17 protein-coding genes are annotated in these 14454 nt (G+C 70.0%); 9 read left to right on the plus strand and 8 right to left on the minus strand.

Features of this window, described 5'->3' with window-relative positions; genetic code table 11:
- Positions 1 to 6: 6 nt before the first annotated feature.
- From K3A85_RS05160 to K3A85_RS05180, 5 genes are all read right to left on the minus strand, one after another.
- Positions 7 to 954, minus strand: a complete 948-nt coding sequence (locus K3A85_RS05160) for an NAD-dependent epimerase/dehydratase family protein (RefSeq protein ID WP_225205415.1) — start codon at positions 952 to 954, stop codon at positions 7 to 9.
- 15 nt (positions 955 to 969) lie between these two features.
- Entirely contained in the window at positions 970 to 1755 is a 786-nt protein-coding gene (locus K3A85_RS05165; protein WP_225205416.1) for an enoyl-CoA hydratase, read from the minus strand.
- Positions 1752 to 2312, minus strand: coding sequence for a hypothetical protein (locus K3A85_RS05170; protein WP_225205417.1), 561 nt, complete (start codon positions 2310 to 2312; stop codon positions 1752 to 1754). Before K3A85_RS05170 ends, K3A85_RS05165 begins: the two co-directional genes overlap by 4 nt.
- 17 nt (positions 2313 to 2329) lie before the next feature.
- A complete protein-coding gene (locus tag K3A85_RS05175) occupies positions 2330 to 3091 on the minus strand; it encodes a competence/damage-inducible protein A (RefSeq protein ID WP_225205418.1) in 762 nt (253 codons plus the stop codon).
- An 82-nt stretch (positions 3092 to 3173) separates the two neighbouring features.
- Positions 3174 to 4697 carry a flavin-containing monooxygenase gene (locus K3A85_RS05180; RefSeq protein WP_225205419.1) on the minus strand — a complete coding sequence of 508 codons (1524 nt, stop codon included), beginning with the start codon at positions 4695 to 4697 and terminating at the stop codon, positions 3174 to 3176.
- 102 nt (positions 4698 to 4799) lie between these two features.
- On the opposite strand from K3A85_RS05180, the gene K3A85_RS05185 reads away from it, so the two are divergent.
- Positions 4800 to 5771 carry a magnesium and cobalt transport protein CorA gene (locus K3A85_RS05185; protein ID WP_225205420.1) on the plus strand — a complete coding sequence of 324 codons (972 nt, stop codon included), beginning with the start codon at positions 4800 to 4802 and terminating at the stop codon, positions 5769 to 5771.
- Positions 5772 to 5793: 22 nt separating this feature from the next.
- Positions 5794 to 6723 carry a cation diffusion facilitator family transporter gene (locus K3A85_RS05190; protein WP_225205421.1) on the plus strand — a complete coding sequence of 310 codons (930 nt, stop codon included), beginning with the start codon at positions 5794 to 5796 and terminating at the stop codon, positions 6721 to 6723.
- A gap of 7 nt (positions 6724 to 6730) precedes the next feature.
- Here K3A85_RS05190 and K3A85_RS05195 read toward each other — a convergent pair whose 3' ends face one another.
- Positions 6731 to 7033: an SEL1-like repeat protein gene (locus K3A85_RS05195; RefSeq protein WP_225206010.1), complete on the minus strand. Its 303-nt coding sequence runs from the start codon at positions 7031 to 7033 to the stop codon at positions 6731 to 6733.
- A gap of 377 nt (positions 7034 to 7410) precedes the next feature.
- Here K3A85_RS05195 and dksA point away from each other — a divergent pair, with 377 nt between their 5' ends.
- From dksA to K3A85_RS05215, 4 genes are all read left to right on the plus strand, one after another.
- Entirely contained in the window at positions 7411 to 7869 is a 459-nt protein-coding gene (gene dksA, locus K3A85_RS05200) for an RNA polymerase-binding protein DksA (RefSeq protein WP_225205422.1), read from the plus strand.
- A gap of 170 nt (positions 7870 to 8039) precedes the next feature.
- On the plus strand, positions 8040 to 8408 hold the full coding sequence (locus K3A85_RS05205; protein ID WP_225205423.1) for a PilZ domain-containing protein: 369 nt from the start codon (positions 8040 to 8042) through the stop codon (positions 8406 to 8408).
- A gap of 131 nt (positions 8409 to 8539) precedes the next feature.
- On the plus strand, positions 8540 to 10027 hold the full coding sequence (locus K3A85_RS05210) for an ABC transporter substrate-binding protein (protein ID WP_225205424.1): 1488 nt from the start codon (positions 8540 to 8542) through the stop codon (positions 10025 to 10027).
- A 5-nt stretch (positions 10028 to 10032) separates the two neighbouring features.
- Positions 10033 to 10464, plus strand: a complete 432-nt coding sequence (locus K3A85_RS05215; RefSeq protein WP_225205425.1) for a DUF4112 domain-containing protein — start codon at positions 10033 to 10035, stop codon at positions 10462 to 10464.
- Positions 10465 to 10475: 11 nt separating this feature from the next.
- Here K3A85_RS05215 and K3A85_RS05220 read toward each other — a convergent pair whose 3' ends face one another.
- Positions 10476 to 10667, minus strand: coding sequence for a DUF1674 domain-containing protein (locus K3A85_RS05220; RefSeq protein ID WP_225205426.1), 192 nt, complete (start codon positions 10665 to 10667; stop codon positions 10476 to 10478).
- Positions 10668 to 10738: 71 nt separating this feature from the next.
- Here K3A85_RS05220 and K3A85_RS05225 point away from each other — a divergent pair, with 71 nt between their 5' ends.
- A complete protein-coding gene (locus tag K3A85_RS05225; protein WP_225205427.1) occupies positions 10739 to 12007 on the plus strand; it encodes an RsmB/NOP family class I SAM-dependent RNA methyltransferase in 1269 nt (422 codons plus the stop codon).
- 28 nt (positions 12008 to 12035) lie between these two features.
- On the opposite strand, the gene msrA is transcribed toward K3A85_RS05225, so the two are convergent.
- The gene (gene msrA / locus K3A85_RS05230) at positions 12036 to 12572 is read right to left on the minus strand and encodes a peptide-methionine (S)-S-oxide reductase MsrA (protein WP_225205428.1); all 537 of its coding nucleotides are present in this window, start codon (positions 12570 to 12572) and stop codon (positions 12036 to 12038) included.
- Between the two features lie 75 nt (positions 12573 to 12647).
- On the opposite strand from msrA, the gene K3A85_RS05235 reads away from it, so the two are divergent.
- Positions 12648 to 13556: a class I SAM-dependent methyltransferase gene (locus tag K3A85_RS05235; protein WP_225205429.1), complete on the plus strand. Its 909-nt coding sequence runs from the start codon at positions 12648 to 12650 to the stop codon at positions 13554 to 13556.
- Between the two features lie 44 nt (positions 13557 to 13600).
- A complete protein-coding gene (aguB, locus tag K3A85_RS05240; protein ID WP_225205430.1) occupies positions 13601 to 14452 on the plus strand; it encodes an N-carbamoylputrescine amidase in 852 nt (283 codons plus the stop codon).
- Positions 14453 to 14454: the final 2 nt, after the last annotated feature.

Here is a 14454-nt window from a genome sequence, read left to right on the forward strand (position 1 = left end):
CGCGCCTCAGCGGTCCTTGGGCGAAACGTACGACGCATCGTGCGCGAACGGCAGCGGTGCGTCGCTGCGCAAGGCCTCGAGCACGGCGGCGAAGTCGGTCCTCGCCCGCCAGCCCAGCGCGGTCTGCGCCAGCGAGGGGTCGTAGACCCGGCCGATGCTGCGCGGCAGCTGCCAGCCGCGCCCGGCGTAGAGCTCGGCCGCATCGGGGAAGTGGCGCGCGATGACGGCGCGGGCATCGCGCTTGAGCTCGGTAGCCTCGTCGCGCGTGAACGGCGGCGGGGCCGAGGCGATGAACAGGCCGAAGCCGAGCGTCGCGGCGCGGTCGAGCGCGGCGAGGTGGACGTCGACCGCGTCCTCGACGGTGAGGCGGCGATGAAGGAACTCGTTGGCCTTGAGGTTGGGGCCGGACAGGAGGCCGCGCACCGCGTCGTCCTCGGGGAAGAAGCGGCTGGTGCGCAGCACGACGCCGGGCAGGCCGTGCTCCTGCGCGAACAGGCGGACGAGGCCTTCGGCGGCGAGCTTGGTGGTGCCGTAGATGTTGCGGGGGTTGAGCGGGGCGTGGCTTTCGTCGAGCCAGACGGCGGCCTCGCCCTGTTCCTCGCGGATCGCGCGGTCGATCATCAGCGAGGTGGTCGAGGTCATCACGAAGGCGCTGCACTGCGCCGCCTTGGCCGCTTCGAGCAGCGCGAGCGTGCCCGAGACGTTGATGTCGACGAAGCTCTGCAGCCGGGCGCGCGCCATGTCGGGCTGGTGCAGCGCGGCGGTGTGGATCACCGCGTCCGCGCCGAACGCGAACGCGCGCTCGATCGCGCGGCGGTCGGCGACCGAGCCGACCACCTGCGTCTCGGGCCCGGCGGCGATGTCGAGCCCGGTGACGCGGTGCCCGTCCTGCCGCAGCCGCGCGGCAAGCGGACGGCCGAGCCAGCCCGACGATCCGGTGACCAGCACGCGCATCGCGCTTGCTCCCCCTCAGCCCGCCTGGGTGCGGCCGCGCGCCTGGACCCCGGCTACGCGGCCGGCGATGTCCTCGGCGGTGAGCGAGGCGGAGAAGGCGCGGCTCGCGCTCTTTTCGTATGCGCGGCCTTCGCCATAGGCGAGCGCGTTGCCGCCATCGATCTGCGCCTTGTAGGCCGACAGCGTCTTGGCCGGGATCGTCGCCATTTCGGCGGCGAGCGCCAGCGCGGTGTCCATCAGCTCGGCGGCGGGCACGACGCGGTTGACGAGGCCCCATTCGAGCGCGCGCCCTGCATCGATGAAATTGCCGGTGAAGGCCATTTCCTTGTAGCGGGCGATGCCGATCAGGCGCGGCAGCTTCTGCGACAGGCCCCAGCCCGGCAGGATGCCGACGCGAGCGTGGGTATCGGCAAAGCGCGCCTTGTCGCTGGCGATCAGCACGTCGCAGGCGATGGCGACTTCGAAGCCGCCGGTGATGGCGACGCCGTTGATCGCGCCGATCACCGGCTTGGGGCAATGTTCGATGGCATGGACCGGATCGGCGGGTTCATCGCCGGTGGGCGCGACGGCGGACAGGCCGTTGCCGGTCGACAATTCCTTGAGATCGAGCCCGGCGCAGAACGCGCGCTCGCCTGCGCCGGTCAGGATCACGACCGAGACGTCGTCGTCGGCGGCGACCGCAGCCATCGCTTGCGCCAGCGCATCGCGCAGCGCCCGCGACAGCGCGTTCATCGCCTCGGGCCGGTTGAGGGTGACGATGGCGACGGCGTCGCGCTTTTCGATGGTGACCAGTTCGCTCATCGGTTCGATCCTCTCTTGAAATTGGCTTTTGTATAACACTCTATAACGAGGCTGATGGCGGTGCCGTCGGCGCGGTGCAAGAGCCCGCGATGCGAAAGCACGGTATCCTTCGGGCAGCCCGGCCAGCCGCCGGCGTTTTCGCAAAGGCGTTCGCGATGGAAGCCGAGCGGCGCGACGACCTTGCCGAAGGGGACGTCGGTGGTCTCGAGCGCGTGGTTCATCTCGGGGCTGAGCGCGGCGGGAACGTACCAGTTCTTCGCCTCGGACAGGACCACGCCGTCGCAGGCGAGGCGGACATGGCGGAAGCCGACCGGCGCATCGGGTGCAAGGCCGAGCAGCGCGCGGGTGGCGGCGTCGGGCGCCTCGAACGCGGCGCGGTCGACCAGCGCGCGGATCTCGCCCTGCGGGCCGAGGCCTTCGGCGCGGCACCAGTCGGCGAGCGCGGCGGTGGCGCTGTCGCGCGCGCGCAGCGTCTGCTGGAAGCGGTGGAGCTGGGCCGGCGCACAGCCGGCAAGCCCGGCGACGGCGAGAACCGCGACCGATTGCCGTAGGACCATGCCTTCCGCCCTCTTGCTCAGATGCCTCCGGCGAAAGGCTCGCGCCCCATGTCGGAAAGCGCCTCGGACAGCGCGGCGGCGCAGGATTCGAGCGTCGCCGCATCGGTCGAGCGGATGACGAAGTTCGCGCCGGTGCGGCCTTCGCGGAAGAAGGGATAGCTGCCGATCTGGACGCCCTCGTAGGCGCGCTCGGTCTGCGCCAGGAGGTCGGCGATCTCGCTTTCGGCGACCCAGCAGCCGACCGTGACCGAGAGCAGCGGCAGCCCGCCTTCGAGCGTGCCGGTAAGGCCGTCGAGCATGCCGGCGGTGATCGAGGGCACGCCCGCCATGATGTAGATGTTGCCGAACTTGATGCCGGGCGCGCCCGACATGCGGTTGGCGATGAGGTCGGCGCCTTCGGGTACGCGTGCCATGCGCAGCCGCGCATCGGTGAGGCCCCCGCGCGTTTCGTAATAGCGTTCGAGCACGGCGCGCGCCTGCGGGTGGACGATCACCGGCACGCCGACGGCAGCGGCGATGGCATCGACGGTGATGTCGTCGTGCGTGGGGCCGATGCCGCCGGTAGTGAACAGGTAGTCGTTGCGTGCGCGCAGCGTGTTCACCGCCTCGGCGATCGCGTCCATGTCGTCGGCCACGACGCGCACCTCGCGCAGGCGGATGCCCTGCACGCCGAGCCAGGTCGCGATCTGCGCGATGTTCTTGTCCTGCGTGCGGCCGGAGAGGATCTCGTCCCCGATCACGATCAGCGCGGCGGTCCAGATGCGGGCGGTGTCGGTCATCGCCCGGCACCGTTACCGCAAAGCCGGACGCTGGCAAGGGGGCCTTTGGTGTCCTTGGCCGACCCTTGCCGGCGGGGGGCGCTTACTCGGCGGCTTCCCGCAAGGGATCGGCCATGCTTGCGGTGGCGCCGGGGTCGGACAACTGCAGCACGCCATCTTCGACCGGATCGCTCTTCATGAACTTGCGGTCGCGGACATAGTCCTGGCTCAGCCGCCAGCGCATGTCGGTCGCGCTCTTGGGCTGGAGGTGCTTGCCGCGCTGGAGATAGCCCGAGGAAAAGTCGAACACGTCGTCGAAGGTGAGCGCGCCGGCGTCGGACAGGACCGGCGTCGCCACCTGCCGGCCGGTCTCGCGCATCCGGTTGAGGAGCTTGCATACGTACTCGGCGTTGAGGTCGGCGCGCAGCGTCCACGAGGCGTTGAGATAGCCGAACACCGCTGCAAGGTTGGGCAGGTTCGAGAACATCACCGCCTTGTAGTAGTAGTGGTCCGACAGGTCGATCGGCTCGCCGTCCATCGCCAGCGCGATCTTGCCCGCCATCGCGAGCTTGAGCCCGGTCGCGGTGACGATCACGTCGGCATCGAGGTGCTTGCCCGATTCGAGCTGGATGCCGGTGCCGTCGATCTTCGCGATGCGGTCGGTCACGACCTCGGCCTTGCCGGCTTTTATCGCCTCGAACATGTCGGCATCGGGCACCAGGCACAGCCGCTGTTCCCACGGGTTGTAGGGCGGGGTGAAGGCCTTGGCGTCGTACTTGTCGCCGAGCATCTCCTTCAGCCGTCGGGTGAGGAACTCCTTGACCTTGTCGGGCCGGGTGCGGGCGCGGTTGTAGAAGAAGTTCTGCAGGCGGATGTTCTTGAACCGGGTGATCGCATAGGCGGCCTTTTCCGGCAGGAACTTGCGCAAGGTGTTGGCGAAGGCATCGCGCGCGGGGCGCGAGGCGTACCATGTCGGCGTGCGCTGGAGCATGGTCACCTGCGCCGCCTGTTGCGCCATGGCGGGGACGATCGTCACCGCCGTCGCGCCCGAGCCGATCACGACCACCCGCTTGCCCGCATAGTCGAGATCGCGCGGCCAGAACTGCGGGTGGACGATCGTGCCGGCGAAGTCCGCCTTGCCGGGGATCTCCGCCTCGTAGGGCTCGTCGTAGTCGTAATAGCCCGAGCCCAGGTAGAGGAAGCGCGCGGTGGACGCGCGGCGCGCGCCTGCCGCGTCCTCGCTGACCAGCCGCCACAGGCCGGCGGCGCTGTCCCAGTCGGCCGAGACGACCTTGGTGCCGAAGCGGATGTTCGGGCGGATGCCGCGTTCATCGGCGATGCGGTTGAGGTATTCGAGGATCGAGGGGCCGTCGGCGATCGACTTCTCGTGCCGCCAGGGTTCGAACACGAAGCCGAGCGTGTGCATGTCGCTGTCCGAGCGCACGCCGGGGTAGCGGAACAGGTCCCAGGTGCCGCCGATAGCCTCGCGCCGCTCGAAGATCGCATAGGAGCGGTCGGGGCACAGCATCTGCATGTGCGCAGCCATGCCGATGCCGGAAATCCCTGCGCCGACGACGGCGACATCGACGTCCGGGGTGGCGCTGGCGAGGCTGTGTTCGACGCCCATGGAACATTCTCCCGATTATTATTGACAGCGATGTTAGCGGCATTGCCGGCAATTTCCAGCGGCGATTGCGTTTTGCCGGCGACCGCGACAGACAGGGCGCCGATGATCGTCGCCGCACGCCGTTATTCCGCCGGGAAGGCCCATGACGTCGCCATCGAGCTGGACGGCGCGCCGCGGGACTGCCCCGAAGGGTGCTTCGACTGGATCGGACTGTGCGAGCCCGATGCGGCCGAGATGGATCTGGTGCGCCGGCAGTACGGACTTCACCCGCTGGCGATCGAGGATGCGCTCAATCCGCGCCAGCTGCCCAAGGTCGACATCTACGGCAAGCAGCTGTTCGTGGTCGCCCGCACCGCCTCGCTCGGCGAGGACGGCGAGAGCATCGTCTACGGCCAGACCGCGTTCTTCATGGGCGCGCACTTCATCATCTCGGTGCGGTTCGGATCGTCGCGCGCGCATCGCGACCTGCGCCGCGAGCTCGAAGCCGATGCCGAGCGGCTGGCCGAAGGGGCCGACTACGTGCTCCACGCCGTGCTCGACTTCATCGCTGACGGCTACCTGCCGATCATGGACCGGCTCGAGGACGTGGCGCAGGGGATGGAGGAAGCGGCGATCGACGTGTTTCCCGAACAGGCGGTGATCCGCCGCATCTTCCGCCTGCGCCGCCAGCTGCGCCGCTTCGAGCGGGTGGTCGGGCCGATGGAGGAGATGGTCGAGCGGCTGGTCCAGGCGGACCTGCCGACGATCGACCCGTCGGCCAGGATCTGGTTCCGCGACGTGCTCGACCACGTGCGGCGGGTGATGGCGCGGATGCGCGGCCTGAAGGAGACGCTCGCCGCGATCGTCGAGACGGCGAGCCTGCTCGAGCAGCACCGCCAGGGCGAGATGACCCGCCAGCTCGCCGCATGGGCCGCGATCCTTGCCGTGCCGACCGCGATCGCGGGAATCTACGGGATGAATTTCGAGTACATCCCGGAACTCAAGTGGCACTACGGCTACTACATGGTCTGGGCCGCGATCGTGACGATCTGCGGCGGGCTCTACTGGCGCTTCCGCCGGATCGGCTGGTTGTGAGGCCGCACCCACAGGAGATAAGATGGCAGGCGGTTCGACCAAGACGATCCTGATCGCGCTCGGCGCCAACGTGGGCATCGCGGTGGCCAAGTTCGCCGCGGCGGCGGTGACCGGGTCTTCGGCGATGCTGACCGAGGGGGTGCACAGCCTGGTCGATTCGACCAACCAGGTGCTGCTGCTCTATGGCCGCAAGCGCTCGATCAAGCCCGCCGACGCGGCGCATCCGTTCGGCTATGGCCGCGAGCTGTATTTCTGGTCGTTCATCGTCGCGATCCTGGTCTTCGCGCTGGGCGCGGGGGTTTCGGTCTACGAGGGCGTGCTGCACATCCTCGATCCAGAGCCTGCCACCAGTCCGCTGATCGCCTTTGCGGTGCTCGGCATCGCCTTCGCGCTCGAGGGCTGGTCGACGATCGCCGCGCTGAGGGACTTCAACAGCTCCCGCCGGGGATCGATCTGGGCCGAGATCCGCAAGACCAAGGATGCCCCGACGCTCGTGCTGCTGCTCGAGAATTCGGGCGCGCTGATCGGACTTGTGGCGGCCGCGCTGGGGCTCACGCTGAGCCTGGTCACCGGCCAGCCGTTCTGGGACGGGCTCGCCTCGGTGGTGATCGGGCTGGTTCTGGGCGTGCTGGCGGTGGTGCTGCTCTACGAGGCCAAGGGGCTGCTGATCGGCGAGAGCGCCGATCCGGCGCTGGTCGAGGCGATTCGCGCCAGGGCGGCGGCGCACGCGGGCGTGGTCCGGGTCCACGAGGTGCTGACGCTGCACAGCGCGCCGACGATGGTGACGGTGATCATCAGCGCCGACTTCGAGGACGCGATGCTGGCGCGCGATGTCGAGCGGATCGTGCTCGCGATCGAGCGCGAGGTGGCGCAAAGCTTCCCGATCGTGGCCAGGGTCTATGTCCGTCCGCGCGACAGCTCGGCGGCGGTGGCCCGGGCGGGCGGCGCCTGAAGCGCGGTCAGGCGGCGCGGCGGGCGGTGAGCCGCAGCCATTCGCGGGCGCGGCGCTGGGCTTCGGCGATCTCGCGCGCGGTCATCTCGTCGGCGACATCGGCGCGGCACAGCGGCGCTTCCTCGTGGCCGGCGACGGCGGCGAGGTTGAACCACTTGTGCGCCTCGACGAGATCGCACGGCGCGCCGTGGCTGCCGGTCGAATAGGCGACGCCGAGATCGAAATAGGCCGAGATGTCCCCGCCTTGCGCGGCGGCGAGGCAGCTGGCGACGAGTTCGTCGTGCGCGCTGGCCGATGCGATGGTGGCGATGGTCGATCCCGGTACGGCCGACAGCGCGGTGATGTGATTGATGCCCACGTTCCTCGAAACCCCGTTGTGCGGCGGCGCCCCTGCGGCCCCGGCCTGGGATAAAAGTCACCATGTTTGGTCAATAAAGCGTTAACGCTCCGAGGAATGCGGTTGCGGAGCGCCCGTTGTCCTCTCGCTAACCGTGTTCCTGCCCGTCCGGGGATGCGTTATGCCGCGAGATCGGCCTGTGTCTAAAGGACTTGTGGCGATTCCGGCCCGCCCTTATAGGCCCCGCCAAACCAGAAGCTTGCACCGCGTCGGCGTGCGGTGCTGGAAGTCTCGGGGTCGTCGTTTTTCAGCCCGGACCCTTGCCGGTTCCGGGCCATGCGGAGGGCCGAATGGCTGGCGTACTGAGTGACGAGATCGACGTACTGGCAAAGGCCCGCCGGGCCATGCCCAGCGATTATGTTCCGAGCGACGACGAAGAATACATGTCCGAGCAGCAGCTCGACTACTTCCGCCGGCTGCTGCTGCAGTGGAAGAAGTCGATCCTCTCGGCGTCCGAGACCACGCTTTCGGCGCTACAGGACGGACCCTTGCGCGAACCCGACCTCAACGACCGCGCGTCGAGCGAGACCGACTGGGGCATCGAGCTGCGCACCCGCGACCGCCAGCGCAAGCTGATCGCCAAGATCGATTCGGCGATGCGCCGGATCGACGACGGTGAATACGGCTTCTGCGAAGTGACCGGCGAACCGATCGGGCTCGGCCGGCTGATCGCGCGACCGATCGCGACGATGACGGTCGAAGCGCAGGAAGCGCACGAGCGGCGCGAGAAGATCTCCCGCGACATGTGAATTTTCTGTCTCGTAACGAGACAGGGGCGTGCGTTAACCCGGCGTTAGCGACGTTCTTTTGCGATGTCTGGGCAAATTTGCACCAGAAGCGCGCCGAACACGCGCTTCTGCAGGTGCTTTTTTGCCGCATTGCGGTTAACCTGCCGAAGCTAGGGCAACGGATCGGGGTCATGGACGAGATCGACCATCGCCAGCTCGGACGGGACAGCATGTTCCTGATGGCCGACTTGCGCCTGGTCGGCACCGACGGCGAGCACAAGGTGCGCGTGCGCAACCTGTCGGCCGGCGGGATGATGGCCGAGGGCAGCGTCAAGGTCGGGCATGCCGACATGGTCGACGTGTCGCTGCGCAACATCGGCTGGGTGCGCGGCGCCATCGCCTGGATCCAGGACAACCGCTTCGGCATCGCCTTTGCCGAACCGATCGACCCCCTGCTGGCGCGCGAGCTGACGCCGGCGCCGGGGCAGGGCGAAGGCACGCCGCGCTTCGTGCGCCCGCCGCTCGCCACGGTCGACCTGCAGCGCCTGCGCAAGATCTGACCTTCGCGCCGCCGGAAGCGGGCCTGCCCCGGAGCCGCCCCAGGCCCTGATCCTGTCCCGGACCCAGCCCTGGACCCTGTCGATGACACGGACGCTGACCTGCCGCAGCGCCTGTGCTAGCACTCGGCGCGATGACCGTGACTTCGCGCAGGACTGCCGCCATCGCCTTCGCGCTCGCCGCCACGCTGCCGTCGCTCCTGGCCGGGTGCGGGCGCACGCGGCAAGGCGCGGTCCCGATCGCGCTGGTCGGTGACGACCAGGCGTTCCAGACCTCGCGGGCGCGCCTGACGCCGGCGGCGCAGGTGCTGCGCGCGGCGACGGTCGAGGGGCTGGTCGGCTTCGATGCCGAAGGCCGCGTGGTGCCCGCCATCGCCGAGCGCTGGATCGTCACCGACGACGGGCAAAGCTACATCTTCCGGCTGCGCGACGGCGCCTGGCCCGACGGATCGCCGATCACCGCCGAGACCGCGGCCGCCGCGCTGCGCAAGGCGGTGGCCTCGCTCGAAGGCACCGCGCTCGGGCTCGACCTCGCGCCGATCGACCAGGTCCGGGTCATGGCGACGCGGGTGATCGAGGTCGATCTTTCGGCGCCGATGCCCGACCTGCTGACCCTGCTTGCCCAGCCCGAGCTCGGGTTGCCCTACCGCAAGCGCGGCAGCGGGCCGATGGGGCTGAGGCGCGACGGAACCGGAGCGGTGCTGGCGCTGATTCCGCCCGACAAGCGCGGATTGCCGCCGCAGGAGAGCTTCGCCGCGCGCAGCCGGCCGGTGCGCCTCGAGGTCGCCGACGCGGCGCGGGCGGTGGCGCGGTTCAACGACGGCTTCGTCGATGTCGTGCTGGGCGGGCGGATCGATTCGCTGCCGCTCGCCGGGATCGGCGGGCTTACCCGCGGCAACGTGCAGATCGACCCGGTGATCGGCATGTTCGGCCTGATGGTCGAGAGCGGGGCGGGCTTCCTTGCCGAGCCCCCCAACCGCGAGGCGCTGGCGCTGGCGATCGACCGGGCGGCGCTGCTCGGCGAATTCAACGTCGGCGGCTGGCAGCCGACCACCCGGATCGTCTCGAGCGACGTCGAGGGGGATCTCGGCACCGTCGGCGAACGCTGGGTGGCGATGGACATGGCCGCGCGGCGCGCGGCGGCGCTCGAACGCGTGACGCGGTGGAAGGCGGCAGGCAACCCGGCGCCGGTATTGCGCATCGCCATGCCCGACGGACCGGGATCGCGGCTGGTGCTGGCGCGGCTCACCACCGATTTCGCCGCGATCGGCGTGGGGCTCGACCGGGTGAGCGAAACGAGCCGGGCGGACCTGCGCCTGGTCGACAGCGTCGCCCGCTACGGCCGCGCGACGTGGTTCCTCAACCAGCTCACCTGCGCGGTGCAGAAGGCCGCGTGCAACGCGGTGGGCGACGCGCGCCTCGACGACGCGCGCCGGGCGATCGATCCCCGCCAGCGCGCCGCGCTGCTGGGCGAGGCCGAGGCCGAGATCACCGCGGCCAACGGCTTCATCCCGATTGCGCGCCCCTTGCGCTGGTCGCTGGTGCGCAGCGGGGTAACCGGGTTTGCCGCAAATCCCTGGGGCTGGCATCCCTTGCCGCCCTTCGCGGTCGTTCCCAGATAGGAGGCATGACCGCAACCGCCTCCGCCGCCTCACGCCTGCGTCGCCAGGTCCCCGACCTTCCCGGTCTCGGGCGCGATCCGGCTTCGGTCCGCGCGCGGATCGAAGCGGCCGAATTCGTGCTCGAGCGGGCGGTGCGCGTGCCGCTGCTGGGCCGCACGATCGGGATCGATGCGCTGGCCGGGCTGGTTCCGGTGGTCGGCGACCTCGTCACCGCGGCGATGGGCGCGTGGCTGGTGTGGGAGGCGCGCAACCTCGGCCTGCCGCGCTGGCGCCTGTGGCAGATGAGCGCGAACGTCGCGTTCGATGCCGCGGTCGGGGCGATCCCGGTGGTCGGTGACGCCTTCGACGTGCTGTTCCGTTCGAACAGCCGTAATCTCAGGATCGTGCGCCGGCACCTCGACCGCCACCATCCGGCAGGCGGGGTGATCGAGGGCTGAAGCCCGCGCGATCAGAAGTCGATCGCGATGCCGTTCTTCTCCCAATCGCCGAAGCGGGTCGGGTCGATCCCGTCGGGATCCTCGCCGCGCTCGACGCTGCGCGGGCGCGGCGCCGGGTCGTTGCTCCAGTGCTCGGGCTTGACGAAATCGGCGGGGCGCTGCGTCGCGCGCGGGGTCGTGGCGGAGGGAGCGGGTCTGTCCATGCCTGCGGAGATGGGCGCTCGCACCGCGCGATGCAATTGCCATTTGGGGCAGAGGGGCCGATAGGCGGGCGATGAACGCATCCCCCCACGACGACATTGCCGGGCTCGCCGCCCGCCGCGCCGCGCTGCGCATGCTCGATGCCGTGCTGCGCCGGGGCGAGCCGCTCGACCAGAGCGCGCCGCCGATCCTGCGCGCGATCGAACGCGGCGACGACCGGGCGCTCGCCACCGCGATCGCGCAGGAAGCGCTGCGCTGGCTCGCCGATCTCGACGCGCTGATCGATGGCGCCACCCGCCAGGCGCTCCCCGACGACGCCAAGGCGCGCAGCGTGCTGCGGATCATGTTGGCCCAGGCGCTGCGGCTGGGCCTGCCGCCGCACGCGGTGATCGCGACCGGCCTGCCGCTGCTTGCCGGCGGGCCGCGGCGGCTGGCGCACGGGGTGTTCTCGGCGGTGCTCAAGACCGGGCAGGGCCTGCCCGCGGCGCCGATGCTGCCCGAGCCGGTGGCGGCGCGCTGGCGCGCGGCCTGGCCCGGACGGATCGAGGCGATTGCCGCGGGCCTTGCCGAGCCGCCGCCGCTCGACCTGACCTTGCGCGATGGCGCGCGGACCGAGGAATGGGCCGAGCGGCTGGGCGGCCAGGCGCTGATGCCAGGCCATGTCCGGCTGGCGCGGGCCGGGGCGGTCGAAGCGATCGAAGGCTTCGCCGAAGGCGCGTGGTGGGTCCAGGACCTCGCCGCGAGCGTGCCGGCGCGGTTGCTTGGCGCCGGCGCCGGTCGCCGCGTGCTCGACTTGTGCGCGGCGCCGGGGGGCAAGACGATGCAGCTCGCCGCCGCCGGGTGGAAGGTGACTGCGCTCGACAAATCGGCGCGGCGGCTCGAACGGCTTGCCGCCAACCTCAGGCGCGTCGGGCTGGAAGCCGATGTCGAGATCGTCGCGGCCGATGCGATGCAGTGGCGGCCCGAAGAGATCTACGACGCGGTGCTGCTCGATGCACCGTGCTCGGCCACCGGCACCTGCCGCCGCCACCCCGACGTGCTGCTGCGCCAGCCCGACTTCGCCGGGCTCGAGGAATTGCAGCGCAATCTCCTCGAACGCGCCGCAGGGGCGCTGCGGCCCGGCGGTACGCTGGTCTATGCGGTCTGCGCGCTCGAGCCGGCCGAGGGCGAGCGCCAGGCCGAATGGGTCCGTGCGCTGCGCCCCGCGCCGATCCGCGCCGACGAACTGCCGGGCGGCCTCGCGCCGACGGACGAGGGCTGGTTCCGCGCCGATCCCGGCATGCTCGCAGGAGCAGGCGGGATCGACGGCTTCTTCGCGGCGCGCTGGGTGAAGGCGGCCTGAGCCGGCCACCCGCACGCAGCGATATCCTTCAGGCCTTGACCTTGTTCGCAAAACTCTTGCGCAGCTTCATCAGCTTGGGCGGGATCACCGCGAGGCAGTAGGGATTGCGCTGGCCTTCGCCTTCCCAATACTCCTGGTGGTAGTCCTCGGCGGCATACCACGTCGCGGGGCCCTCGATCGTGGTCACGATCTTGCCCTCGCGCTCGGCCTGGGCGCGCTCGATCCCGGCTTGCGCCTCGGCGCGCTGCGCCTCGTCGAGCGGGAAGATCGCCGAGCGGTACTGCGTGCCGATGTCGTTGCCCTGGCGGTTGAGCTGCGTCGGATCGTGCGTGGCGAAGAAGATGTCGAGCAGCTGGGCATAGCTGATCGTCGCGGGATCGTAGGTGACACGGATCGCCTCGGCGTGGCCGGTGTTGCCCGAGCACACTTCCTTGTAGGTCGGATCGGCCTTGGTGCCGCCAATATAGCCGCTTTCGACGCGTTCCACGCCGATCACGTCGCGGAACACCGCTTCGGTGCACCAGAAGCAGCCTCCGGCAAGGACGGCCGTTGCTTGTTCGCTCATGCGCTTTATTCTCCTGAAGTGCGCCGAAGATAGGCACCGATCCCGCGCTTGTCACCGGTCCCGAGGAGAATCCCGATGCGCCGTTCCCGCCGTGCCCTGCTTCCGGCCCTCGCTGTTGCCGCCCTCGCCGCTGCCGCCCTCGTTGCGCCCGTCGTCGCGCAGGGCGCGCCCGATCCGGCGCTCGCCCGCGCTTCCATGCCCGCTTCGATGCCGGCGCCCGTGCCCGCAATCGATCCCGCGCTCGCGGCCGCCGTCGCCAGCCCGCTGCGTGCGGCCGATGCCGCGCGCGATGTCTACCGCAAGCCCGACCGGACGCTGGCGTTCTTCCGCGTCGGCCCGGCGATGAAGGTCGGCGAATATGCGCCGGGGGGCGGGTGGTACTCGCGCCTGCTCGGCATCTATCTCGCGCCGAGGGGCAAGCTCGTCGGGCTGTTCGCCGATGTCGGCAGCGCGGGCGCCGAGCGGCAGGCGGCCACGCAGGCCGCGGTCGACAAGTTCCCCGCGCAGGTTGCGGGCTGGGCGGCGCAGCCCGCCGACCGGTTCGCCGCCTTCTCGCTCGGCGCGGTTCCGGCCGGCGAAAAGGGCACGTTCGACCGCATCCTCGTCATGCGCGCGATGCACAACCTGCTCCGCTCGAAGACCGCCGACGTCGAGATCGCCACGATGCGCGATCTGCTCAAGCCCGACGGCCTGCTCGGCATCGAGCAACACCGCGCCCGGCCCGACGCGCCCGATGCCTATGTCGATGGCAGCAAGGGCTATCTGCGCGAGGCCGACCTCGTCCGGTTGATGGAAGCGAAGGGTTTCGCGCTCGTCGGCGCGAGCGAAGTCAATGCCAACCCGAAGGACCCGGCGAACTGGCCCGGAGGCGTGTGGACCCTGCCACCCTCGCTCGACGGCGTGAAGGACGATGCCGAGAAGGCGAGGCTGCAGGCGATCGGCGAAAGCGACCGGATGACGCTGTTGTTCCGCAAGCGCGGCTGACGGCCACGATTGAATTGTCGGCGTCGGACGCCTAGGTCCGGCGCATGACCAGCATCACCGTCGCCGCCCTCCAGCTCGCGCTCGACGCCGACGAGCAGACCAACATCGCCGCGGTCGCCGCGCTGGTCGAGGAGGCCGCGCAAAAGGGCGCGCAAGTGGTGCTGCCGCCCGAGCTCTTCGCCGGGCCCTATTTCTGCAGCCGCGAGGACGAAGCGCTGTTCGCGCTCGCCCATCCGCTGGACGAGGATCCCTCGGTCAAGGAAATGCGCAAGCTTGCCAAGGCGCTGGGCATCGCCATCCCGACCAGTTTCTTCGAGCGCGACGGCCACCATTACTACAACACGCTGGCGATGGTCGGACCCGACGGCGAGGTCATGGGCACCTATCGCAAGAGCCACATTCCCGACGGGCCGGGCTACGAGGAGAAGTTCTATTTCCGCCCCGGCAACACCGGGTTCAAGGTGTGGGACGTGTTCGGCGCGCGCATCGGTGTGGGCGTGTGCTGGGACCAATGGTATCCCGAATGCGCGCGCGCGATGGCGCTGATGGGGGCCGAGCTGCTGTTCTATCCCACCGCGATCGGCTCCGAACCCTATGACGCAAGCTTCGACACCAGCCGCATCTGGCGCCGCGCGATGCTCGGCCATGCGGCGTCGAACTGCATGCCGGTGATCGCCGCCAACCGCATCGGCACCGAGGAGGGCGACCAGCGCTTCTACGGCCACAGCTTCATCGCCAACCAGTGGGGCGATTTCCTGGCCGAATACGGCGCCGAGGAAACCGGCACGCTCGTCGCGACGATCGACCTTGGCGAAGCGGCGAAGCATCGCGCCGGCATGGGCTTCTTCCGCGATCGTCGCCCGCAGCTCTACGGCCGCCTCGCCGAGGACGTCTGACG

It is taken from the genome of Novosphingobium huizhouense, from assembly GCF_020179475.1.
GTDB classification, from domain to species: domain Bacteria; phylum Pseudomonadota; class Alphaproteobacteria; order Sphingomonadales; family Sphingomonadaceae; genus Novosphingobium; species Novosphingobium huizhouense.

What these genes read in the sequence shown, in the direction of transcription:
- K3A85_RS05170 (WP_225205417.1), bottom strand. Translation starts at nt 2,312, where the DNA reads ATGGTCCTACGGCAATCGGTCGCGGTTCTCGCCGTCGCCGGGCTTGCC.
- K3A85_RS05235 (WP_225205429.1), top strand. Translation starts at nt 12,648, where the DNA reads ATGCGCCGTTCCCGCCGTGCCCTGCTTCCGGCCCTCGCTGTTGCCGCC.
- K3A85_RS05215 (WP_225205425.1), top strand. Translation starts at nt 10,033, where the DNA reads ATGACCGCAACCGCCTCCGCCGCCTCACGCCTGCGTCGCCAGGTCCCC.
- K3A85_RS05165 (WP_225205416.1), bottom strand. Translation starts at nt 1,755, where the DNA reads ATGAGCGAACTGGTCACCATCGAAAAGCGCGACGCCGTCGCCATCGTC.
- K3A85_RS05225 (WP_225205427.1), top strand. Translation starts at nt 10,739, where the DNA reads ATGAACGCATCCCCCCACGACGACATTGCCGGGCTCGCCGCCCGCCGC.
- K3A85_RS05220 (WP_225205426.1), bottom strand. Translation starts at nt 10,667, where the DNA reads ATGGACAGACCCGCTCCCTCCGCCACGACCCCGCGCGCGACGCAGCGC.
- K3A85_RS05205 (WP_225205423.1), top strand. Translation starts at nt 8,040, where the DNA reads ATGGACGAGATCGACCATCGCCAGCTCGGACGGGACAGCATGTTCCTG.
- msrA (WP_225205428.1), bottom strand. Translation starts at nt 12,572, where the DNA reads ATGAGCGAACAAGCAACGGCCGTCCTTGCCGGAGGCTGCTTCTGGTGC.
- K3A85_RS05210 (WP_225205424.1), top strand. Translation starts at nt 8,540, where the DNA reads ATGACCGTGACTTCGCGCAGGACTGCCGCCATCGCCTTCGCGCTCGCC.
- K3A85_RS05190 (WP_225205421.1), top strand. Translation starts at nt 5,794, where the DNA reads ATGGCAGGCGGTTCGACCAAGACGATCCTGATCGCGCTCGGCGCCAAC.
- K3A85_RS05185 (WP_225205420.1), top strand. Translation starts at nt 4,800, where the DNA reads ATGATCGTCGCCGCACGCCGTTATTCCGCCGGGAAGGCCCATGACGTC.
- dksA (WP_225205422.1), top strand. Translation starts at nt 7,411, where the DNA reads ATGGCTGGCGTACTGAGTGACGAGATCGACGTACTGGCAAAGGCCCGC.
- K3A85_RS05180 (WP_225205419.1), bottom strand. Translation starts at nt 4,697, where the DNA reads ATGGGCGTCGAACACAGCCTCGCCAGCGCCACCCCGGACGTCGATGTC.
- K3A85_RS05160 (WP_225205415.1), bottom strand. Translation starts at nt 954, where the DNA reads ATGCGCGTGCTGGTCACCGGATCGTCGGGCTGGCTCGGCCGTCCGCTT.
- K3A85_RS05175 (WP_225205418.1), bottom strand. Translation starts at nt 3,091, where the DNA reads ATGACCGACACCGCCCGCATCTGGACCGCCGCGCTGATCGTGATCGGG.
- aguB (WP_225205430.1), top strand. Translation starts at nt 13,601, where the DNA reads ATGACCAGCATCACCGTCGCCGCCCTCCAGCTCGCGCTCGACGCCGAC.